We start from the raw sequence: 21235 nt of genomic DNA on the forward strand, positions 1-21235 counted from the left end.
CTGAATCCCTCGAACATCCGATGACCCCGTCGCGAAGCAAATATTGCGCATCTGTCGAAGAGGTAGGCCAGCGTCCGCGTTCGGGTAGGGTACGTGCCGATCACCCCTTCCCAATCGGATTTCAAGGACGATCCGCAGATAATCGATGGCAAACGATTCGAACGGCCTGTCGATGACATGTCCGGAATGCGGCGGTGCCCTGAAGAGCTTTCGAACTCGGCACGATTACCAAGTTCGACTGTCACATCGGACACAGCTATACCGCCGAAGCCATGGCCGTCGCGCAATTCGACAAGATGGAGCGGATGATGCGGGCCGCCGTCAGGTTTCTGAACGAACCGGCGGAATTTTTCCTTCACATGGCGGAGCACACGTATTCGTTGGAACCAGACCGCTCCCCGTTACTTGGCATGCGGCCAGCAAGCAGGCTCTCGATCGCGCCTACAAATTGCGGGATCTGGTGGTGTGCGCAGTCTCATGCGAACCAGTCTCACGGAAAAATTCCGTGGTAGGGCCCTAGATTCAGGGAATTTCACGGGACTTTCACTGTTTGCGTGAAAAGTCGGCTCCATTCGTCATTGAAATTCAGCGACTTGCAGACAAATTCCCTACTCGCGCGAGCAGGGAATTTTTTCGGGAGTGCAGGGAAAGGTTGGGGCCTGCAAAAGCTCTCTGAATTTGGCGATCCGCTCCTATTCATCCCTAGGGTAGGCTGGTGCCACCAGCAAAAGGCTCTGCGGCCGGGCAATTGAACGAGAGAACTTATGAGTCTCGTGGGGCTGACAAAAAAATTTGCTCTCAGGCACTGAGGGCGCGACTAGGCAACAAAAAGCCGAATGCTCCTGGCTCGTGTATCTGAAACTGCTTCGGGGCAGCCGCACACATCGGCAAGCCGGCCAGTGTACGATCCTTCACTACCAAACAAGGTGCCCCAGGAAGCCCACACGCTCCGCGTTCCACTCGTCGGACGGCTCGAAATAGCCAGACCAAGGGACCAGGTGCTCTCGGATGACATCCTCATTCAGGTCGATGCCCAGACCGGGAGCTTCAGGTACGGCGACGTAGCCATCCGTCAGGTAGTCTGGCGCGATCCCGGTGACGATGTCGGTCCACCATGGCACATCCAGCGCGTGATGCTCGACCGCCATCAGGCTCGCTAGCGCCGCGCCGAGGTGGAGGTTGGCCATGAACGCCACCGGCGAGCAGCATGCGTGCAGCGCGGTGGGGATGCCGTGGCGCTCGGCATGATCGGCAATCTTCTTGGTCTCCGTCAGCCCACCCGAGGAAAGCATGTCGGGATGGATGATGTCGAATGCGCGGGTCTCGATCGCCTCGCGGAAGCCTTCGAACAAATAGAGGTCCTCGCCCGCTGCGACCGGGGTCAGCAGAGCATCGGCCACCCGCTTGTGGCCGGCGATGTCGGTCCAGGGCAACACGTCTTCCACCCAAGCGAGATTGAACGGCTCGACCGCATGGCCGACCCGGATCGCCTCGTCGACCGTGACGAACCCCTCGCCGAAATGGTCGGTGCAGAGAGACACCTTGGGGCCGACCTCCTCACGCACTGCGCGGCATATGTCGCGGACCAGATCCAGCCCTCGCTCGCTGATCCGCGCTCCAGCACCGCGGCCTGGTGTGTGGAACTGGCGGTATTGCGGGTACTCGTGTTGGGTATCCGAACCGACCATTGCGCCTGGAACCGCTTCGAACATCCGCGCCGACAAGTCGAACTTGATGAAGCTCAGCCCCAACTCGTGTCGAGAACGGACCACCTCAGCGAATGCCTCGGGGGTTGGATCGGCTGGCGACGGTGTATCGCCGTAGATCCGCACCTTGTCGCGGAACTTTCCGCCGAGCAGCTGGTAGCACGGCACTCCGTATACCTTTCCGACGAGATCCATAAGCGCGATCTCGACGGCGCAGACTCCACCGGCTTCCCGACTCTCGCCGCCATAGCGCTTGATCCGGCGAAACAGGTACTCGACATTGCAGGGGTTCTGTCCGATCAGCAGCGGCTTGAGCCGCATAGCGGTATCGGGATGCGCGCCGTCGCGCACCTCGCCCAAGCCATAGACGCCTTGGTTCGTATCGATCCTCAGAATCGGATGAATACCCTGCGCCTGGATCGTCGCGAGGCGGATGTCGGTAATCCTCAGCTGCGACGGCTCGGACGCGCGGTGCACTGCGTTCTCAATGGTGCCAATGACGGACATTTTTTATCCCCTTGTCTGGTGCGAGTGAAGGCGCCCTCGCCCGCACCCGCAATAGTCGGAGTGGGCTCGCCATTGTGCGGCAAAGGTGGGTCACGTCGGCGTGCCGACGGGAGTCGCTTGGCGTTACTCCTTCAACCCGCGCTCGCCCAGCCACGCCTCGTATTCCGGCCAGGCATCCTTGTGCAGCGGGTAGTAGCGCTTGAGCGATTCACCGGCGAGAAGCTTCTCGCGCGAGAATTCCTCCCAGCCGTGATCCTTGTGAGCCTTCGCGATCATCGCCTCGGCCAGGGCGACAGGGACGCAGACCGCGCCATCGTCGTCGGCAACGATGATGTCGCCGGGAATCACAGTCACTCCGCCGCACGCTACCGGCACATTGACCGCCAGCGGCATCAGCACCGTCTGCGCGTGATAGTTCGGCGTGACTCCCTTCAGCCACGTCGGGATGCCCAGCTTCTGCACCTTGGCCCAGTCGCGCACGCAACCGTCGATGACTACTCCGGCGCCTTTCAGCCCCTTGAAATAGGTCATCATCATGTCGCCGAAGATGCCGGAGGTCATGTCGCCGCGAGCGTCCACTACGACGATGTCGCCTTCCTCGACCTGGTAGAGCACATGCCGATGCAGTTGCTTTTCGACATCGGCGTATTCGCCTTCGTCGAACAGGTCCTCGCGTTTGGGCATCATCTGCAGCGTTACGCAAGGCCCGGCGGCCACCACGCCGGGCGAGCGCGCGACGGGGCCTTCCATAAAGCAGTTTCGGATGCCCATGTGCGCAAGCGTTGCACTCGCTGTGGCGGCGCCGACCTCGCGAACCCTGGCGACCAGGTCTTTGGGAGGGCGCTTGATTTTGGCTATGTCCATGTTCGACTCCTTACCAGTTCGTGATCGACCCGTCCTTGCGGACGAGATGCGGCGCTTCCCACTGCTTGTAGCTTTGTTTAGCGACCAGTGCCTCGTTGACGTCGACCCCGAGCCCCGGCCTGTCGCTGACGCGATAGTAGGCCCCTTCGAGCGTGAGCAGTCCGGGGAAGAGTTCGGGGTTGTCGAAGCCGTGATAGAGCTCACCGGGCGAAGCGCGTGTTTCGAGCCAGGCGAAGTTCGCGACCGCCGCCGCGAAATGAACCGTGGCGGCGGTGCAGATGGGGCCTAGCGGATTGTGCGGCATCATGTCGACATAGTGGGCCTCGGTCCAGCCAGCGACCTTCATCGCCTCTGTCAGCCCGCCGACATTGCAGATGTCGATGCGGCTGAACTGCGCGATGTCCCTCTCGATGTACGGCATGAACTGCCATTTCGAAGAGAACTCTTCGCCGATCGCGAAGGGAACGTCGGTCAACTTCCGCAATGCCTCGTACGCGGCTGGCGTCTCGTCTCGAATGGGCTCTTCCAGAAAGTCCAGTGTCCCGCGGGGCATCTTCTGGCAGTAGCTGGCGGCCTCTGCCACGCTCAGCCGATGGTGGAAGTCGATACCGAGAACTACATCGTCCGCCAACGCCTCTCGGCACTTCACCGTCCATTTGGCGGTCTCGGCGATGCTTTCGCGTGGTTCATATATCTTCTCGGATTTCTGGCCTGCCGGGATGAGGCGGATTGCCTGCCATCCCAGAGCCTTGAGCTCAAGCACCTGCTCAACCACTTCCGCGCTTGAGGCCTCCGAACGCGTGGTCGCGAATGTAGGAACGAGGTCGCGCTGCTTACCGCCGAGCAGCTCATAGACCGGTACTCCGAGCGCCTTGCCCTTGATGTCGTGCAGGGCAATGTCTATCGCCGAAATAGCGGCTTGCAGAACGCGGCCGCCCTCGAAATACTGGCTGCGGTACATCTCCTGCCAGGTGCGGCCGATCTGCATCGCGTCCTGGCCGATGAGGAACTCGCGATAGTGCTCGATAGCGCCGACCACCGCCTTCTCGCGCGACGACAGGCCACTCTCGCCCCAGCCATATACCCCCTGGTCGGTTTCGATCTTGACGATCAGTTGGTTGCGGGTCCCCACCCAGACCGGGTAGGGCTTGATGGCGGTGATCTTAACTTTCGGTGACATGCTCAGGCTTGCAGCGCCAGCTCGGTCTCGCCGTCGAAAAGGTGCATGCGATTCTGGTCGAACGCGAGCCATATCTGCTCGTCCGGCTCTACATCGAACGTCGGTGGCAAGCTGATGTTGACGACCGTTCCAGACAGGAACACCTGCACGAAGGTTACGTCGCCGGTTGGCTCCACCGTGTATACCTTCGCCGGCACGCTCCCCGCGACCTGCGATTTATGCAGGCGTATCGCCGAGTGGCGTGCGCCCAGCACGACTTTCCTGGAGGTGGCGCCCTGCACCTTTCGCGCGTTTTGGTCCGAAAGCTCGATGGTCCATTTCTCGGCGCTGGTGAGGATCGTTCTGCCGCCGGCTGTCGTCACCTCGAGCGGTATGAGGCTCATCGCCGGACTGCCTACGAAGCTGGCGACGAACAGGTTCACGGGGTTCGCAAATACCTGTGCCGGTGTGTCGTACTGTTGCAAGTAGCCGCCGTTCATCACGGCCATCTTGTCGGCCATCGTGACGGCCTCGAGCTGATCGTGGGTCACGTAGATGATCGTCGCGTCGAAATCCTGGTGGAACCTCTTGATCTCGGATCGCATCTGCACCCTCAGCTTTGCATCGAGATTGGATAGCGGCTCATCCATCAGGAAGACGGCGGGATCGCGCACCAAGGCGCGACCAAGCGCGACGCGCTGCTGCTGGCCTCCCGACAGCTCCCGAGGTCGGCGCTCGAGGAGATGGGAGATGTCCAGCATGCGTGCCGCGTCGCGCACCTTCTGGTCTATCATGGACGAGGACATCCGGCGCATCTGCAACGGAAAGGCGACGTTGTTGTACACGGTCTTGTTCGGATAGAGCGCGTAGTTCTGGAACACCATTGCGATGTCCCGGTCCTTGGGATCGAGATCGTTGACGACGCGCTCGCCGATGGTGATGTCACCGCTGGTGATCGGAATGAGGCCCGCGACCAGATTGAGGGTCGTCGTCTTGCCGCACCCCGAAGGCCCGACGAGCGCGACGAACTCGCCGTCATTCACGGTCAGCGAGACATCCCTTACCGCATAGACCGGGCCATAGGTCTTGACGAGATCTTTGAGGATCACGTGGGCCATGAGCTGTGGTTCCTTAGTGTTTGACTGCGCCCTCCGTGAGCGCGCGCACGAAGTATTTTTGCAGGACGAGGAACAGAACCACGACCGGAACGCTCATCATGAAGCTTGCAGCCATCAGTCCCGGGAAATCGGTTGTGTTTTCGGAGAAGAACCGCTGGACGCCGACCGGCAAGGTCAGCTGTTCGTTCTTGGAGAGGAATGTGTAGGCGTAGATGTATTCGTTCCACGCACCGATGAACGAATATATCGCGGTGGCGATGATACCTGGCACCGAAAGCGGCATCACGATCAGTACGAATGCCTGCAGCCGGGTCGCGCCATCGATGCGCGCTGCCTGCTCAAGCTGCACCGGAATATTGTCGTAGAATCCCTTGAGCAGCCAGATGGCCAGCGGCAGGCCGAAGGTCAGGTAGGTGAGAACCAGCGACCCGTGGGTGTTCACGAGACCCAGAAAGCGCATCAGGATGAACAACGGGACAAGGAAGATAACTGCCGGGAACATGTTGCGCAGCAGCACCGAGAAGAACAGGAAACGCCGCCCCGGAAATCTGAAGCGCGAGAAGGCGTAAGCAGCCGGCACCGCAACCAATACCGCGAGTATCGTGGTCAGGGTCGAAACAACCAGGCTGTTCCAAAAAAAACGCAGGAAGTCCCGGCCGACGCTGTTCTCGGGATCGAGCAGGTTCCGGTAACTCGCCAGCGTTGGCTCGCTCGGCCACCACTCGGGCGGAAACGCCATCGCTGCGAAGCCCGACTTGATCGACGTCAGCAGCATCCAAACCATCGGTACGGCCGTATAGATCAGCATGAACAGCAGGAAGATGCGGCCACCCCAGCGCCAGCCATCCATGCGCCTGCGGCGAAGGGTCGAGACTCCAGACTTTGCGTTCATGCTCCGGGCTCCCGCTGATCGCCTTGGCTAAGCGCGCGCACGTAGAAATAGCCCAGCGTCATCAGGATGACGAACAGGAGGACGGAGTAGGCCGACGCCACACCCCAGCGCTGACGTCCGAAGGCAAGCTCGTAAATGTGAGTAATCCAGATGTGAGAGGCGTTCGACGGGCCGCCGCCCGTCATGATCCACGGGATGATGAAGGAATTGAAGTTCGCCACCGCGAGCAGAAGCACCGTGACCGTGGAAACCCCGCGCAGATGGGGAAAAGTGACGTGCCAGAAGCGCTGCCATGCTGACGCGCCATCGACTTGCGCGGCGCGCAGGAGCTGCTCGGGAACGGTCTGCAATCCCGCCATCATCATGATCATGGCGAACGGAAACTCACGCCAGATGTTGACGACGATCAGCGAGGCCAGAACCGTGCTGACGCTGTCGATGAAATTCGGTGGCCGATCGACGAGCCCCAGCTGGACGAGAACCACGCCGATGATACCAAAGTCCGAGTGGTATATCCATTTCCAGATATAGGAGGCGGCAACCGCGCTGATCACCCATGGAATGATGAAGATGGCGCGCAACATGCCGCGCCCGAAGAACTCACGATGCAGCGCGAGTGCCAAGGCAAAGCCCAGCACGAATGCGATTATAGTCGAGGCCAGCGTCCAGATCACCGTGTTCAGCGTGACACGCCAGAACACATTGCTCATGAGGATGGTCGTGTAGTTGTTGAGCCCGATGAAGCTCTTGTCCTTCAGCTGCAGCCCGGGTGGCGTTTTGAAGAGGGACAGTTCAACCGTGTAATAGATCGGGTAGGCGATGACGACGAGCATCACCACGATGGCGGGCAGCACGTAGAGATAGTCGGCCCGACTGCTCCAAGTCTGCCGAAGTAGGTCCAAACGGGTTGTGCGCGGCTGGCGGACCTGGCTGGCCTCGCCTGTCACTATGGTCATCGTGGGCAAGCCCCTGTCTTGGTGGGCGATGTAGCTCGGCAGCATGAGGGGCGCCGGCCCAGCTCGAGACCAGAGGAGCTAGAGTCCGCCGCCCATCAGTTCCTTGACCTTCTTGGCCGCGTCATCGGCTGCCTGGTCGACGGTCATGGCGCCGGTCAAGGCGTTCTGCATCATGTCCGGGATGATGATGTTCATGATCTCAGGAGCCTGCGGCAGGGCCGGGAACGGAATGCCGTACGGCAGCATGGAAGTCGTAACGTCGAGGAACTTGATGTTGTCCAGACGTTCTTTCATCCACTTGGTCTTGAAGCCATTAAGGTTGCCGGGGTTCGAGCCCGCATAGGCCATCTTCAGCGACCACTCGGGGCTCGTCCAGAAGCAAATGATGGCCTTCGCCGCTGGCTCGTCAACCTTCCCGCCATCCACATATTCTGGCTTGAGGATGTGGATGTTGGAGCCGCCAAAGACGACCGCGCGTTTACCGTCCGGGCCGGTCGGAACAAGGCCGTAGCGCATGTTGTCGATGACGGTCTGCGCCTTCTCCTTGTCGGCACCCGCAGCCTTCTTTTGCAGGTCGAGCATGACATTGTAGTCGGACGGATGCGAGATCATCATCCCGAGTTGGCCAGCCAGGAACAGGGGCTGGTTGTCGGCCTGCTGATTTGTGAGGGCCGAAACGGGCACCGACTTGTCGCGGACATACATGTCGTAGGAGGCCTGCAGGGCACGCTTGCTGGCTTCGCTGTTCAGCCTGATCTCGCCATAGTTGGGGCTCGGATCAGCTTCGTCGAACACTCCGCCACCGTAGCCCCAAAGCTGAGGCATGAAGCGGTAGGGAGTGTTGCCGGCGTTCTTGCGAGCAACGAGCCCATAGCCGGCAACCCCGAGCTTATCATGGATCTGCTTGGAGTACGTGACCACATCGTCCCACGTCGCGGGCGCCTTGTCCGGATCGAGACCTGCACGCTTGAAGATGTCGGCGTTCCAGATGAGCGCCATCGTCTCGTTGTTGGTCGGGATACCGTAGCCCACACCATCCCAGGTCACGGCCTTCATCGCGCCGGGCCAGAAGTCCTCGGTCGACCAGCCGACGTCCTCGGGCTTGAGCGGCTCGAGATAGCCTTTGGAGGCAAACTCGGTTCCGCCCAGGATTTGCAGGCGGACCGCCATTGGCGCCGCATTGCCGATGAGCGCGGTGCGGAACTTGTCGAGAAGGTCGTTATACGTGAGAGCCTGCTCTTCGAGCTGGATGTTTGGATAGGTCTTACGGAACGACTCGAAGAAATCCTTGTAGTACTGGCGCAGCAGGTCGGGATCGCCTTCGAACACCCCCTGATACCAGAATGTGAGCCGCCCCTTGTAGTCGAGCGGAGTGACCTTGCCGCACGCCTCGGCCGTATCAAATTCCTCTGTGCCGGCAATGGAGCGCACATATTCCGGCGACCATTTGCTCAGATCGACGGGTGGCTCGGCGAGCGCCGAAGTCGACAGCAGTGACGCCATGAGGACAGGTGCAATCGTGCCGCACGCGACGGCACAGCCGGATTTCAACTGTGTCATTAGGAATCCTCCACATTTTCCCTTCCGCCCCATGACGCAGGCGGCTTCTTTTTTTGGTCCTAGCCCGGGAGATGGCTGCTTGTTTTGTGTATCCCTTGGCTGGCAAGACAGCGTCACAGAAGAAAGATTGCGTGTCAACCAAAATAGATCGTACATTATTTGACGGAAACCGTGGATAATGTCAGAAGGCATGAACGGCTACCAAGGGGAGCGGACGATGACGGAATTCAAGGCAAAGCCACCGGTGGGGATCGACGCGACTGGCGCCTCGACAGAGGGAGCGTCCGTCTACGAGCTGATCCGCGACGACATCATCGAAGGCCGCCTCAGGGCGAACGAACGTTTGGTCGTCGCTGACCTCGCCCAGCGTCATGGAACGTCCACCAACCCGGTCCGCGAGGCGCTGCAGCTGCTCAGAGGCGAGGGCTTTGTCATCTTCGCCCCGAACCGTGGTGCGCGCGTGCGGCCGATTGATCAGGACTTCGTTCGGGACATCTACGAAATTGGCGTTCTGATCGAGCCCGCCCTTACCCGATGGTTCGTCGGCATGGCGACCCAGGAGGACATTGTCGAACTCGAGCGCATCCAACGCCTCATCGAGGAAAACAACTTTGCTGATCAGCTCAGGCATAGTGAGCTCGACACGGCCTTCCACACCGTCATGTACGAGCGCCATTACAACCGTCACGCGGCCGAGCTCTGGTGGAAGCATCGCGAGGTACTGCGCGCTGTGAGCCGCCGATTCAATTTTACGCTCTCGCGGCGCGCCCAGGTGCTGCGTGATCATCGCGAACTGATCGAGCTGATCAAGGCCGGTGAGGCTGACAAGGCCGCTGAACTGGTCGCCCGCCATGTTGAAGGCTCGGGCCGACACATCCTTGAGCAGATGCGCGCAGCAAGCGCAGCGCGGGCAGGATAGGTTCCGGCCGGTTCGACTCATGCCCCACTTCAATGGAGAAGCAGAAGCAAATGAAGATAACGAGTGTGCGGCCCTGGCTGATACAGTCGAGCGCCTCGTACTGGGGCGAGTTCCTGTTTGTCGAGGTGGACACTGACGAGGGGATCACCGGTTGGGGCGAGATCACCACCACAACAAAGATCGCAAATCGCGCCCTGGTTGCGATGCTCAGGCAGGTAGGCTCTATGCTGGTTGGCGAAGATCCGACACTCATAGAGCAGCTTTGGCACAAGCTTTTTCGCAGCTTCACCTACATGGGAAGCCGCGGGGCCGCGGTGGAATGCGTAAGTGCAATCGACATCGCCTTGTGGGACATCCGGGGCAAGGCCCTCGGCATGCCCATCAACGAGCTTCTGGGGGGACCTGTGCGAGATGAAATCGCCCTCTACACCCACCCCGACCAGCGCAAGTTCACCAGCAAGGAGGCCGTGGTCGCGGAGATCCACGACATTGTGAAGTCTGGGCACACCGCCCTCAAATTCGACCCCTTCCCCCAACAGGGTACACACGTGGATGGCTTGGCCCGGGAGCAGCGCGACGGCTATCTCGAAGGGTCCATGACGCGCAAGGACGAGCGCGAGGCCGCCGAGCTCACCGCGCTGATCCGCGAGACAGCAGGGCCGGATATCGAAATCCTCATCGATGCGCACGGCCGCTTCGACGTCCCGACCGCGATCCGGCTCTGCCGCACGCTCGAGGACGCTGGCCAAATCGACTGGTTCGAGGAGCCTGTTCCGCCCGAGAGCTTCAACGCGCTGAAGCAAGTACGCGACAAGGTGAATGCGCCGATTTCCTGGGGAGAGCGCGGCCACACCAAATGGGACTTCGTGCCAATTCTTGAGAACAAGCTCGCCGACTACATCATGCCTGACGTAACCTGGACCGGTGGCATCACAGAGCTGAAAAAGATCTCCGCCATGTGTGAAGCGTACTACATTCCCGTGTCGCCTCACGACGCCGCCGGGCCGATCAATGTCGTCGCCGGCGCGCAGGTGATGATGACGGTGCCGAACTTCTACAAGCTCGAGACATCCGAGTGGAACCTGCACAAATATGACGTGCTCATCGACGAGCCACTCGACAATTCCAACGGCAGCCTGAAGCTTACGAAGCGCCCGGGCCTCGGCGTCGAGATGAATCGCGGCTACCTCGAGGAAAACCAGGTCGAGTAGTACGCCTGCCCAAACAGGTCCCATACCGCGAGTAAGTTCGCACAGCGCTGGTCCCCTCAACGGCCGAAAGTCCAGAACCCCATGAAGATCGTCGACCTTCGTTGCGCCGTCATCGGCCGCCATCCCATCGTCCGCATCGTAACGGACGAGAATATCCACGGCCTCGGCGAGGTGGAGTTCACCAAACCCTACCTGAAACCCTTTGTGCTCCATTTCCGCGACGCGCTCATCGGCGAGGATCCCACTGACGTGGAACACGTGATGCTCAAGATTCGCCAGCGCGGCAGTTTTAAGCCCTACGGCGCTGCGGTCAGCGCGATTGAGCATGCGCTGTGGGATATCGCCGGCAAGGCCGCCAACGTCCCCGTCTACAAGCTGCTCGGCGGCAAAGTGCGCGACCAGATCCGCTGCTACAACGGCAACAAGCGCCGCAAGCGCTCGGGCGACCGGCCCGAGGACTACGCGGACGACGTCAGGTGGATGATGGAGCAGCCCGAAGGCTTCTTCATGGTGAAGCAGGGGATCACGTTCCATTCGAACATGAAGGACACGGTTCCCGACTTTCACTATGGCATCGTGCAGAAGAAAGCCGGCTATCACGGCGCCATGGATCAGGGCCAGATCAGTGAGCGCGGCATGGCCCATGCGATAGACTGCGTCGCGGCCATGAAGGAGGTGCTCGGCGACAAAGTCAGCCTTGCGCTGGATTGCGGGCCGGGCTGGTTTCTGCCCGACGCCATCCGCTTCGCCAATGCGGTTGAGAAGTACAATTTGATGTGGCTCGAGGACATGCTCACCGGCGACTACGTACCGTGGGTCAACCCGCAGGCCTATCGCGAGTTGACGCAGTCAACGACGGTGCCGATCCATACTGGTGAACAGATTTACCTGCGACACAATTTCAAGGAATTGATCGAGACGCAGGCGGTGCGGATCGTCGGTCCAGATCCCGCCGACATCGGCGGCATCGCCGAACTCAAATGGGTAGCCGAGCATGCTTACATGCATTCTATCATGATGGCGCCGCACGGCACGGCCAACGGGCTCCTCGGCCTTGGAGCGCTGATCAATGTGTGCGCCGCCCTGCCCGCGAACTTCATCGCCTTCGAGTACCCCACCGCGTCCGACCCATGGTGGGAGGAAATCGTCATCGGGCTGCCGAAGCAGATCGTGCGCAATTCGATGATCGAACTGCTGCCCGGTCCAGGGCTCGGCCTCGACATCGATCCCGAGGGAGCGCGAAAATATCTTGCCGAAGAAGACGAGGGATTTTTCCACCGCGTCTGAAGCTTCCTCCTGGCGTAAGCGTGCAAACCAAGTCGCGTTGGTCGGCCACAACTCATCCGCTTGGTCAGATGTGTTCGACGCCCCTCACATAGTAAGGGGCCCTCCCGCTGACGCGGGCGAGTCCCAAAGATAGTCGGTAGCCTGGAGGGCTTAGGCTGCCGCTTTCTCGCTACCAGCCGTCGCGCCGTGCCTGATTTCGGTACCAAGCACCTTCAGGCATTCGCGCATGAAAGCGGCTAGGCCGGTCCAACCCTTGGCCGAGACCATCGTGCCGTCCACATAGGCTTCGGTCGGCTTGACGTCGATATAGGTGCCCCCGGCCAGCTTCACCTCCGGCTCGCACGCGCCTAGGGCAGCGACGTTCTTGCCGCGCACGACTCCGTCCACCGCCACCAGGATCTGGACGCCGTGGCAGATGGTGAAGATCGGCTTCTTTGCGTCGTGGAAATGCTTGACCATCGCCTGAATTCGTTTGTCGGTGCGGATGTATTCCGGGCCGCGGCCGCCGGCGCAATAGACGGCATCGTATTCTTCCGGCTTCACCTCGGAAAAGGTCTTGTTGATGTCGGCAAGGTGGCCGTAGCGCTCGATGTAGGTCTGGTGCCCCTCGAAGTCGTGCAGCGAAGTCTGGATCTTGTCGCCAGCCTTCTTGTCCGGGCAAATCACGTGGACGGTGTGTCCGACTGCTTCCATTCCCTGCTGGAACACGAAGATCTCGTATTCCTCGGTGAACTCGCCGGTGAGCATCAGAATTTTCTTGCCAGCCATTTTATTCCTCCGTTGGTGCGGAGCCTGACGCTCCGCAGTTCTTGCTTCAACTATTCGAAAGCCGGCAGCAACCGGTCTCGAGAACGTTCGATATGATCGCTCATCGCGCGCTTCGCCGCCTTGCCATCCCCGGCCGCAAAAGCCGCGAGCAATGCTTCATGCTCGTCGAGCGCTTCCTCGGTAACGCGCGAATGAAACATCAGTCGGAAAATGTGAAAGTGCGTGTGCTGGTTCGCAAGCGTCATGCGGATCAGCTCATTGCCGGCAAACTCCAGGATGCGGTCGTGGAAGACAGCGTCCTGGCGCGCGAAGGCGGAGTACCGAACCCGCTCATCGCCCACCTGCCGGCGAGACATGACGCCTGCCATCTCTTTCAGGATTGAAAGCCTGCTCGCATCCATCGTTCGTGCTGCGCGCTGCGCAGCGGTCGGTTCGAGCAGCAAACGCAAGTCATACAATTCGTCGAAGCGTCGGCGGGTTATCTGCGGCGCCGCGCTGTAGCCGATCAGATGCGTCTTGATGACGAGCCCCTCACCCTCAAGCCGGCCGAGCGCCTCGCGAATGGGCGTCTGAGAAACGTTGAATTCGCGCGCTAGATTGTCAACCGTAATGCGGGAACCAGGCGCAATCCGCAGCGCCATGAGCTGGGCGAAAATCGCCTCATAGGCCTCCTCGGCGAGACCGTGATGGCGATTGATCGCGCGCACGCCGGCCTGAGAGACGGCGCCTTCCAAAGGATCAGCTTGAAGCAGGCCGTTCATGTTCGCCCCTTGACATGAAGCATGCCTAACGCGATGCTCTGGCCAAGTCAATCATATATCCTATACGATTTCCTATTGTGTGGGATGGGCACGTTTAAGGGGAACGCTTGATGAGTTTTTGTGCAGCGTTGCGGTCCCTGAGTGTCTTGACGTCCATCAGCTTCCGCCCCGGACGTCGATCATGGCCTTGATCAAGCCTGATTTCTGATGTGCCCAGCGCGCTATGTCACGTGGGCTGTCACGCAGCGTCGTGCGGTGCGTGATAAGCTGGTCGATGGGGATCGCGCCTGTCCGGATCGACGCAGCCACGTGCTGGAAATCGGCGCGCGTCGCGTTGCGGCTGCCGATCAGCATCATCTCGCGCTTGTGAAACTCCGGGTCCGAGAAGGTGATATCGTCCTGGACGACACTGACCAGAACCATGACGCCGCCATGCGCGACGTAAGCGAAGGCGGCCTGCATCGAACGGCTGTTTCCCGTCGCGTCGTAGACGACGTCGAAACCCGCACCGACGGTTCGCTCCGATACTTTTTCGGAAACCTGCCCTTTCGATGCGTCGATCACCAGGAAGCCGAGCTGACGCGAGGCAAAGGCCAGCCGTTCCGCGCTGACGTCCATGATTGTCACGTTTTGTTTCGCGATGCGCGCGAAGAGCGTGGTGCCAAGGCCGATCGGGCCTGCGCCGATCACCAATGCGCGCTGCCCGCCAACGGCCATCGACCTCCGAACGGCGTGAGCGCCAACAGCCAGGAATTCGACCGTCGCCGCCTCAGCTAGCGACAGGCCATCGGCCGGAAAAAGGTTCTCCACGGGCACAAGGAGCTGTTCGCTCATGGCACCGTCGCGATGCACTCCCAGCACCTGGATCGAGACGCAGCAATTGGGCTTTCCCTGCCGGCACGCAACGCATTTTCCGCAGGAGAGGTAGGGGTTGATGATGACATCCTGACCTACCGAAATGTCTGTGGGTCCATTGATCTCGACAACGGTGCCCGAAACCTCATGGCCCATGATGCGCGGATAGGCGAGGAACGGATGTTTGCCTTCGAAGATGTGATAGTCGGTGCCGCAAATGCCGACATGGGCGACGTCGATCAGTGCCCAGCCTTCAGGGGGACTGCCAAGCGCCGGCCGATCGGCGAATTCGAGTTCTCCCGGAGCGACGCATCGGACAGATTTCATGACGGCGTTCATGTGGGCGGTGTTGCTCCTGCGATGTGTTGGTGGCGTACCGAGCCGGCCCGGCAGGTGGCTCTGCCGGGTCGGCTCAAGCGGTTATTCGAAGTCCTTGACGTTCTCGGCGGTCACCAGGCCGGCGCCGGTGTCGACATTGGCCTCCACCGCTCCGCCCTTGATCGCCTTGACGACCGTGTCGATGCCGAGTTCGCCCATCTTGGCGGGGAACTGCGCGACAGTCGCGTCCTCGACCCCTGACTTGATCGCTTCGATCTCGCCGCAGCAGGCGTCGAAGCCGACGAGAATGAACGCGTCGTTGGCAATGCCGGCGTTGGTGATGGCCTGTGCGGCGCCTGCGGCCGGCGGACCGCATGCCGAGTAGATGGCTTTCAGGTCGGGATTGGCGGTCAGCAAGTCCTCGGCGACCGATGTGCCGAGTTCCTGCGTGCAGTTGGTCGCGCCTTTGCCCACGACTTCGACCTTCAGGCCGCCTAGCCCCTCCATCATCCCGTTGACGCGGTCGTCGAGTGCCGGCACGCCGGGAACGCCTTCGAGAATGCCGATCTTGTCGCCGTTCTTCAGCACCGTCTTGAGATATTCGCCGGCGATCCTTCCGCCATTGAGGTTGTTGGTCGAGACGAGCGCCGTCGCTCCCTTCCAGTCCGGGATGCTGTTGTCGATGAGCACGACCTTGATGCCGGCTGCGACCGCTTTGTCGAGCGCGGGCGCGACAGTCGGGTCTACCGGCGTGATGGCGATGCCCTGCACGTCCTGGGTGACCATCGATTCGATGAGCGCGATCTGGCCCTCGATGTCGGTGGCGGACTGTCCCTGGCCGACGACCAGATCGACATCGTTCTCTGCCGCGTATTTCTTGGCGGCATCCTCCATGGTCGAGAAGAACGGGACAGGGAACTTGGTGATCAGCGCGACCTTGACCTTGTCGGCCGCGAACGAGGGCGAGGCAAGCGCGATGGCGACCGCGACACCCCCAATCAATCTATGGTTCAGCTTCATTTCCTCCTCCTGTGTTGCTGGCGCGCTTTCCGGTGGAAGTTCCGGCCAGATGCGGACGTGGGCGACGCCCGCAATGAGTTCAGGTTCAGGCCCCGACGATCATCGCGACCAGATCCTGCTTGTTGCTGTTGGTCGGTACGATCTCGCCGACCTTCCGGCCCTGCCGCAGCACCATGGCGCGGTCGGCGAGCTCAACGACATGTTCCATGTTGTGCGTGATTAGGATCACCGCATTGCCCTGGTCGCGAACGGTCGCGACGAGGTTGAGCACCTGGCGGGATTCCCTGAGACCGAGCGCTGCTGTCGGCTCGTCGAGGATGACGACCTTGCGCGCGAAAACCGTGGCGCGCGCCACCGCGATGGCCTGTCGCTGGCCACCGGACATCTTGGCTACCACGACGTCGAGCTTGGGAAGCGTGATCTTGAGGCGGCTGATGACCTGCCTTGCCTCGGCGTCCATGCCGCGCTTGTTCAGGAAGCGCAGCCCGCGCGGCAGCCATGCCGGACCTGCGATCTCGCGGCCTGCGAAGAAGTTCTGCGCCGGCGTCAGGTTGTCGAAGAGAGCGAGTTCCTGATAGACCGTCTCGATGCCGGCGAACCGGGCGTCCGCCGGCGAGCGGATTTCCGTCTCGAGGCCATCCAGATGGATTGCGCCGGAATCGAGACGATGAAGCCCGCTGATGCATTTGATCAGCGTCGACTTGCCGGCGCCATTGTCGCCAAGCAACGCCAGTATCTCGCCACGCCTGAGGTCGAGATCGACGCCATCGAGGGCAAGCACCGAGCCGAAGCGTTTAGTGGCGCCACGCACCGAGAGCAGCGGGCTCAACGCTTCAGTCTGCAGGGCGGCGCCGTTCATCGCGCCCTCCCCGCCTGCACGACGCGCACGCGCGCCTCAAGATGGTTGCGCAGTACGTCGCACTCGACAGCGATCACGATGATGACGCCGATGATGATGAGCTGGAAAAATATGTCGACATTGAGCAGATTGAGCGCGTTGCGGATGACGCCGATCATGATGGCGCCGATCACTGCGTGTCCGAGATGGCCGCGCCCGCCGAGAAAGCTCGCGCCGCCGATGATAACCGCAGCGATCGTGTCGAGCTCCAGCAGATTGCCGAACAGCGGCGACCCCGCGTCGGTGCGCCCCGCGAGAATGACAGCGCCGATCCCGGCGCAGGTGCCGGAAGTGACGTATGTTGATACAAGCACCCAGTTGACGGGAATGCCCATGGCGACGGCCGCTTCCGGCCGCCCGCCCACGGCATATATCCAGCGGCCCCACACCATTGTCCTGGTGAGGACGAGTAGTAGAAGGCCCACTCCAAGAACCACGAATACCGACCCGGGTAGACCCCAGAAGGCGTTTCGGCCGAGGACACGGATAGCTTCCGGCATGCCCGGGATGGCGCGGCCATCAGCAAGCTGCAGCGCGATACCCTTGCAGATGCTGAGCGTCGCCAAAGTGATGATGAACGGATGCGGCAGCCGGCCGAAGACGTAAAAGAGCCCGTTCACTGAGCCTACGAGCGCACCGGACGCAATCATCGCTAGGATGACGACCGGTGCGGAGCCGCCGGCCTGAAACAATAGCGCCCCCACGACCGACGCCAGCGCAAGGTTCGATCCGACAGAGAGATCGATACCTCGCGTCAGGATGACGAGGTGCTGGCCCATGGCAACCACGGTGATGACCGCGGTCTGGGCCAGAATGTTGCTTACGTTGCGCGGCGTGAAAAATACCGGCGATAGGAAGCTGAGAACGACGACCAGAACGATCAGGATCAGAGCCGGGCCGATGCCGAGCAGCATCAGACCCAGATCCAGCCGAGACGTTGCGCGCACGGCCTGGGCCTGGCCCGACGCCGTCCGTCCCATTCCAACTCCATTCCCAGCATTGGCGTCGGACAATTCCCCTCCCCCGTCAAAACCCACGGGTTTTGACGACATACGTCCCTTTGCTTGCTTTCTATCGATAAAAAACTACGCGCGATTGGTTTGCGTCAAGTTGTTTTTTATGCATAAAAATCGACCGGAAAAGACATCCTTACAAGGCCGGCCATGAAACCCGATAACGTCTACAAGCGCGCGCTTAACGCCACGCTTGAGCTGGTAAAAGGAGGTGAGTTCGCTCTAGGGCTCCCATCCGAGAACCAGTTGCGCGCTCGCATTGGTGTCAGCCGCACGACAGTGCGAAAGGTAATCCGCGAACTGGCAAACCGTGGCATCGTTGTCGAGCAGGACGGCAACAAGGTTCCTGGTCGTCCGGTGAGCAAGCATGATCTTTTCAGTGGACTTGAGACGACATCACGCCTCGAGCATGTGGAGCGCCAGTTCATGGAATGGATGCTCCGCGGCGGCGCAGCGCCCGGCACGCTTATCAACGAACTTGAACTCGCCCGTCAGTTTCACGTTGCCACCAACGGCATTCGTGAGTTTCTGATCCGCTTTAGCCGCTTTGGGCTTGTCGAGAAGAAGTCCAACTCCGGCTGGCTCTTCAAGGGATTCACGGAGGACTTCGCGCTAGAACTGTTCGAGGTTCGCGTGATGTTCGAACTGCGATCCGCGCGACACTTCGCCGAACTGCCCGAAGGCTCGTCGCTCTGGGGGCGCCTCGAAACGATACGGCGTCAGCACGTCGACCTGCTCGACAGTGTCGAGGCCCGTTTCCATGATTTTTCGGACCTCGACAATCGTTTCCATCGTTTGATCAACGAGAGCGGGCCTAACCGATTTATTGATGGCTTTTCCGACATCATCACCCTCATCTTCCACTACCACTATCAGTGGAACAAGGCCGATGAGAAAGAGCGCAACAAGGCGGCGATCCTCGAGCACCTCACATGTATCGATGCGCTACAGAGCCGGAACCGCCGCAGGATCGAAACCGCCTGGCGAGCACACCTGCGGTCGGCTCGCGATACGCTTGTGCGGTCGCTGGCGAGGTGATCGGTCGTCTTATCCCGGCGTCGCGAGGCTCATCCACCATTCGAGTGGTCTGTTGACCTCTCAAGACCGCAAAATTGTTCAAGCGAGCCTCCTAGTCGCTGTCGCGGACTACGAGTTCCAGTGGCCAAACCTCGCGGATGATCTTCGTGCCCTCCGGGCCAGCGAGCGCGGGCATGGAAGCAAGCAGCATCTCCCCCATCCGCCGGCCGAGCGGCTCCAGCGCCGGACGGAAGGCAGTGAGCGTCGGTGAGTAATAGCGGCAGAGTGCAGTGTCCACGATGACGACCACCGCCACGTCCTTGCCGGGCTCCAGCCCCATCTCGACCAGGGCGCGACAGCCGCCGAGCGCCATCGCGTCGTTGTTGAAGATAATTGCCGTCGGCGGTTTTTTGGCGCGCATGAGGTCCGGCGTCACCGTGTAGCCGCCGGACTCGTTGATGAGACCGGCTGCCGTCAACTCGGGATCGAAATCGAGGCCATGCCGCTTCAGAGCCTTGCGGTAGCCCGCCATGAAGAGGTAGCCGAAATTCAGATTGTGCAGGGGCCGGACGGCTGCAATTCGCGTGTGGCCCCGTGAGACGAGGCGATCCACGGCATCGGCCCCCGCCTTCTCGAAGTCGAGGTCGAGCGAGGGGTAGGAACGGCCACCCGAAAGGCTGCGCCCCAACGTGGCAAACGGAAAGCCTGCCTGGATCAAGTAGTCGATGCGGTCGTCCTGGCGGCGCGTCGCGGCGAGGACAACGGCGTCGGCGCGGCGCGTTTCCACCACGCGCCGGAGACGCTCTTGCTGATAGTCGCCAGGCGCCCCCATCACAACCATAAGGTCGAGCCCGTATTCGGCGAGCTTCGCCTGAAGGCCGGTGATAAACGGGATGAAGAACGGCTCGCCATATTGCTGGTCGCCGGGATGCGGATGCAGCATGAAGGCGACCGACTGAGTGGCGCCGCGCCGCAGGTTCCGGCCCGACTGGTTGGGTGAATAGTTCAGCTTGCGGGCGGCATCGAGCACGCGCTCTCGCGTCTCGGCCTTGACGTCGGCGCGACCGTTCAGCGCGCGCGATACGGTGCCGATCGATATGTTCAGATGCCGTGCGAGATCGTGAATGTTGGACGCCAAGCTATTCTCCTCGGGTTTCCGCTAGCATTCGCGGGCGCTCCGGCCAAGACGCTTTTAGCCGCCAGCAGCGGAACGCGTCTTTCGATCCTGTGCAGACCGCCGCGCGAAAACGGCAGCTTGCAAAAAGCCGATTGACATTCTACGTCGCCGGGTGTGTTCTCGTAAACGTTTACGGAAAAACGTTTACGGAAATCCGTGAATGCCGGCCTGGAGGAGCCGAGCGGGAGGAGCGCCGGATGATGAATGTCGTCCTGGTCGGCTGCGGAGCCATGAGCAAAGCTTGGCTCGATGCCGCCAGAGAGGTTCCCGAGATTGCGATCGTCGGCCTCGTCGATCTCGACGCCGACCGGGCGAAAGCGCGGGCACGCGAATACGAGCTCAACGGCGTAGCGATCGGCACGAACCTCGATGCTGTCCTCGACCAGACCCAGCCGCAAGCGGTGTTCGACGTGGTCGTGCCGGCGGCGCGTCGCGAAGTCGCTTTCTCCGCGCTTTCGCATCACTGTCATCTCCTGACCGAAAAGCCGCTTGCCGACAGTCCGGACAATGCGCTCGCCATCGTCGAGCGCGCGCTGCAGGCGGGCCGTGTCCATGCGGTCGTGCAGAACCGCCGCTATGTCGCCAACGTCAGGCGCATCCGCCGCTTCCTCGACTCGGGCGCCATCGGCGCGCCGACAAGCATCCACGCCGATTTCTTCGTCGCGCCGCATTTCGGCGGATTTCGCGAGGAGATGCGCCATGTGCTCCTGCTCGACATGGCGATCCACACCTTCGACGCCGCGCGCTACATGGTGAACGCCGACCCGAAGCGCGCTTTTTGCCTTGAATGGGAGCCGGCGAATTCCTGGTACACCCAAGGCTCGTCGGCGACAGCCGTCTTCGAGTTCCATGGCGGCAAGGTCTTTACTTACCGCGGCAGTTGGTGCGCCGACGGGTTCCGCACGAGCTGGGAGGCCGGCTGGCGCATCGTGGGGACGCGCGGCAGCCTGATCTGGGACGGCTTCGACGCGCTCACGGCGGAAGCCGCGCGACCCGAGCGCGAAGGCCTCTTCGACCGCGTGGAAGCAATCAAAGTGCCGCCGCTCGACGAGAGCGACCGCATCGGCGGGCATCTCGGCGTCATCCAGGATTTTGTCCGCGCGGTCGAGAACGATACCGAACCGGAGACCAGCGGCGCCGACAACATCAAGAGCCTCGGCATGGTTTTCTCTGCGATCGAAAGCGCCGAGACCGGTCGCCGAGTCGAAATCGCCGCTGAGGACGCATGA

20 protein-coding genes are annotated in these 21235 nt (G+C 61.1%); 5 read left to right on the forward strand and 15 right to left on the reverse strand.

Features of this window, described 5'->3' with window-relative positions:
• The 8 genes from F3H98_RS31560 to F3H98_RS19930 all read right to left on the reverse strand — a co-directional run.
• On the reverse strand, nt 1–359 hold a 359-nt coding region (locus tag F3H98_RS31560; protein ID WP_210249698.1), incomplete at its 3' end, for a hypothetical protein.
• A 555-nt stretch (nt 360–914) separates the two neighbouring features.
• Nucleotides 915–2213 (reverse strand): mandelate racemase/muconate lactonizing enzyme family protein, encoded by a 1299-nt coding sequence (locus F3H98_RS19900; RefSeq protein ID WP_149762096.1) that lies wholly within the window; start codon nt 2211–2213, stop codon nt 915–917.
• Nucleotides 2214–2336: 123 nt separating this feature from the next.
• Entirely contained in the window at nt 2337–3077 is a 741-nt protein-coding gene (locus F3H98_RS19905; protein WP_149762097.1) for a ribonuclease activity regulator RraA, read from the reverse strand.
• Nucleotides 3078–3087: 10 nt separating this feature from the next.
• Nucleotides 3088–4257 carry a mandelate racemase/muconate lactonizing enzyme family protein gene (locus F3H98_RS19910; protein WP_149762098.1) on the reverse strand — a complete coding sequence of 390 codons (1170 nt, stop codon included), beginning with the start codon at nt 4255–4257 and terminating at the stop codon, nt 3088–3090.
• Between the two features lie 2 nt (nt 4258–4259).
• Nucleotides 4260–5354, reverse strand: coding sequence for an ABC transporter ATP-binding protein (locus F3H98_RS19915; protein WP_149762099.1), 1095 nt, complete (start codon nt 5352–5354; stop codon nt 4260–4262).
• Nucleotides 5355–5367: 13 nt separating this feature from the next.
• Nucleotides 5368–6246, reverse strand: coding sequence for a carbohydrate ABC transporter permease (locus F3H98_RS19920; RefSeq protein ID WP_149762100.1), 879 nt, complete (start codon nt 6244–6246; stop codon nt 5368–5370).
• Complete coding sequence (locus F3H98_RS19925; RefSeq protein ID WP_149762197.1) at nt 6243–7202, reverse strand: carbohydrate ABC transporter permease; 960 nt, start codon at nt 7200–7202, stop codon at nt 6243–6245. Before F3H98_RS19925 ends, F3H98_RS19920 begins: the two co-directional genes overlap by 4 nt.
• Before the next feature lie 78 nt (nt 7203–7280).
• Entirely contained in the window at nt 7281–8762 is a 1482-nt protein-coding gene (locus F3H98_RS19930) for an ABC transporter substrate-binding protein (RefSeq protein WP_149762101.1), read from the reverse strand.
• 178 nt (nt 8763–8940) lie between these two features.
• On the opposite strand from F3H98_RS19930, the gene F3H98_RS19935 reads away from it, so the two are divergent.
• The 3 genes from F3H98_RS19935 (at nt 8941) to F3H98_RS19945 (ending at nt 12179) form a co-directional block, all read left to right on the forward strand.
• Nucleotides 8941–9681, forward strand: a complete 741-nt coding sequence (locus F3H98_RS19935) for a GntR family transcriptional regulator (RefSeq protein WP_425294859.1) — start codon at nt 8941–8943, stop codon at nt 9679–9681.
• A gap of 50 nt (nt 9682–9731) precedes the next feature.
• Nucleotides 9732–10892: a mandelate racemase/muconate lactonizing enzyme family protein gene (locus F3H98_RS19940; RefSeq protein ID WP_149762199.1), complete on the forward strand. Its 1161-nt coding sequence runs from the start codon at nt 9732–9734 to the stop codon at nt 10890–10892.
• A gap of 81 nt (nt 10893–10973) precedes the next feature.
• On the forward strand, nt 10974–12179 hold the full coding sequence (locus F3H98_RS19945; RefSeq protein WP_149762102.1) for a mandelate racemase/muconate lactonizing enzyme family protein: 1206 nt from the start codon (nt 10974–10976) through the stop codon (nt 12177–12179).
• 150 nt (nt 12180–12329) lie between these two features.
• On the opposite strand, the gene F3H98_RS19950 is transcribed toward F3H98_RS19945, so the two are convergent.
• The 6 genes from F3H98_RS19950 to F3H98_RS19975 all read right to left on the reverse strand — a co-directional run bounded on the left by F3H98_RS19950 (nt 12330) and on the right by F3H98_RS19975 (nt 17713).
• Nucleotides 12330–12947 carry a DJ-1/PfpI family protein gene (locus F3H98_RS19950; protein ID WP_149762103.1) on the reverse strand — a complete coding sequence of 206 codons (618 nt, stop codon included), beginning with the start codon at nt 12945–12947 and terminating at the stop codon, nt 12330–12332.
• A 50-nt stretch (nt 12948–12997) separates the two neighbouring features.
• On the reverse strand, nt 12998–13708 hold the full coding sequence (locus F3H98_RS19955; RefSeq protein WP_149762104.1) for a GntR family transcriptional regulator: 711 nt from the start codon (nt 13706–13708) through the stop codon (nt 12998–13000).
• A 156-nt stretch (nt 13709–13864) separates the two neighbouring features.
• Entirely contained in the window at nt 13865–14890 is a 1026-nt protein-coding gene (locus F3H98_RS19960) for a zinc-binding alcohol dehydrogenase family protein (protein WP_149762105.1), read from the reverse strand.
• Nucleotides 14891–14983: 93 nt separating this feature from the next.
• On the reverse strand, nt 14984–15901 hold the full coding sequence (locus F3H98_RS19965; protein ID WP_149762106.1) for a sugar ABC transporter substrate-binding protein: 918 nt from the start codon (nt 15899–15901) through the stop codon (nt 14984–14986).
• 85 nt (nt 15902–15986) lie between these two features.
• The gene (locus F3H98_RS19970) at nt 15987–16745 is read right to left on the reverse strand and encodes an ATP-binding cassette domain-containing protein (RefSeq protein ID WP_149762200.1); all 759 of its coding nucleotides are present in this window, start codon (nt 16743–16745) and stop codon (nt 15987–15989) included.
• Between the two features lie 11 nt (nt 16746–16756).
• Complete coding sequence (locus F3H98_RS19975; protein ID WP_149762201.1) at nt 16757–17713, reverse strand: ABC transporter permease; 957 nt, start codon at nt 17711–17713, stop codon at nt 16757–16759.
• 249 nt (nt 17714–17962) lie between these two features.
• Here F3H98_RS19975 and F3H98_RS19980 point away from each other — a divergent pair, with 249 nt between their 5' ends.
• Nucleotides 17963–18850, forward strand: a complete 888-nt coding sequence (locus F3H98_RS19980) for a GntR family transcriptional regulator (protein WP_149762107.1) — start codon at nt 17963–17965, stop codon at nt 18848–18850.
• 91 nt (nt 18851–18941) lie between these two features.
• Here F3H98_RS19980 and F3H98_RS19985 read toward each other — a convergent pair whose 3' ends face one another.
• Nucleotides 18942–19967, reverse strand: coding sequence for a LacI family DNA-binding transcriptional regulator (locus F3H98_RS19985; protein WP_149762108.1), 1026 nt, complete (start codon nt 19965–19967; stop codon nt 18942–18944).
• A gap of 236 nt (nt 19968–20203) precedes the next feature.
• Between F3H98_RS19985 and F3H98_RS19990 the strand changes: the two genes are divergently transcribed.
• Nucleotides 20204–21235 carry a Gfo/Idh/MocA family protein gene (locus F3H98_RS19990; RefSeq protein WP_149762109.1) on the forward strand — a complete coding sequence of 344 codons (1032 nt, stop codon included), beginning with the start codon at nt 20204–20206 and terminating at the stop codon, nt 21233–21235.

Source organism: Neomesorhizobium albiziae, assembly GCF_900114255.1.
Classification (GTDB): domain Bacteria; phylum Pseudomonadota; class Alphaproteobacteria; order Rhizobiales; family Rhizobiaceae; genus Neomesorhizobium; species Neomesorhizobium albiziae.

Coding starts and splice junctions, on each gene's coding strand:
- F3H98_RS19900 (WP_149762096.1), bottom strand. CDS start 2,213: ATGTCCGTCATTGGCACCATTGAGAACGCAGTGCACCGCGCGTCCGAG.
- F3H98_RS19905 (WP_149762097.1), bottom strand. CDS start 3,077: ATGGACATAGCCAAAATCAAGCGCCCTCCCAAAGACCTGGTCGCCAGG.
- F3H98_RS19910 (WP_149762098.1), bottom strand. CDS start 4,257: ATGTCACCGAAAGTTAAGATCACCGCCATCAAGCCCTACCCGGTCTGG.
- F3H98_RS19915 (WP_149762099.1), bottom strand. CDS start 5,354: ATGGCCCACGTGATCCTCAAAGATCTCGTCAAGACCTATGGCCCGGTC.
- F3H98_RS19920 (WP_149762100.1), bottom strand. CDS start 6,246: ATGAACGCAAAGTCTGGAGTCTCGACCCTTCGCCGCAGGCGCATGGAT.
- F3H98_RS19925 (WP_149762197.1), bottom strand. CDS start 7,202: ATGACCATAGTGACAGGCGAGGCCAGCCAGGTCCGCCAGCCGCGCACA.
- F3H98_RS19930 (WP_149762101.1), bottom strand. CDS start 8,762: ATGACACAGTTGAAATCCGGCTGTGCCGTCGCGTGCGGCACGATTGCA.
- F3H98_RS19935 (WP_425294859.1), top strand. CDS start 8,941: ATGTCAGAAGGCATGAACGGCTACCAAGGGGAGCGGACGATGACGGAA.
- F3H98_RS19940 (WP_149762199.1), top strand. CDS start 9,732: ATGAAGATAACGAGTGTGCGGCCCTGGCTGATACAGTCGAGCGCCTCG.
- F3H98_RS19945 (WP_149762102.1), top strand. CDS start 10,974: ATGAAGATCGTCGACCTTCGTTGCGCCGTCATCGGCCGCCATCCCATC.
- F3H98_RS19950 (WP_149762103.1), bottom strand. CDS start 12,947: ATGGCTGGCAAGAAAATTCTGATGCTCACCGGCGAGTTCACCGAGGAA.
- F3H98_RS19955 (WP_149762104.1), bottom strand. CDS start 13,708: ATGAACGGCCTGCTTCAAGCTGATCCTTTGGAAGGCGCCGTCTCTCAG.
- F3H98_RS19960 (WP_149762105.1), bottom strand. CDS start 14,890: ATGAAATCTGTCCGATGCGTCGCTCCGGGAGAACTCGAATTCGCCGAT.
- F3H98_RS19965 (WP_149762106.1), bottom strand. CDS start 15,901: ATGAAGCTGAACCATAGATTGATTGGGGGTGTCGCGGTCGCCATCGCG.
- F3H98_RS19975 (WP_149762201.1), bottom strand. CDS start 17,713: ATGCTGCTCGGCATCGGCCCGGCTCTGATCCTGATCGTTCTGGTCGTC.
- F3H98_RS19980 (WP_149762107.1), top strand. CDS start 17,963: ATGAAACCCGATAACGTCTACAAGCGCGCGCTTAACGCCACGCTTGAG.
- F3H98_RS19990 (WP_149762109.1), top strand. CDS start 20,204: ATGATGAATGTCGTCCTGGTCGGCTGCGGAGCCATGAGCAAAGCTTGG.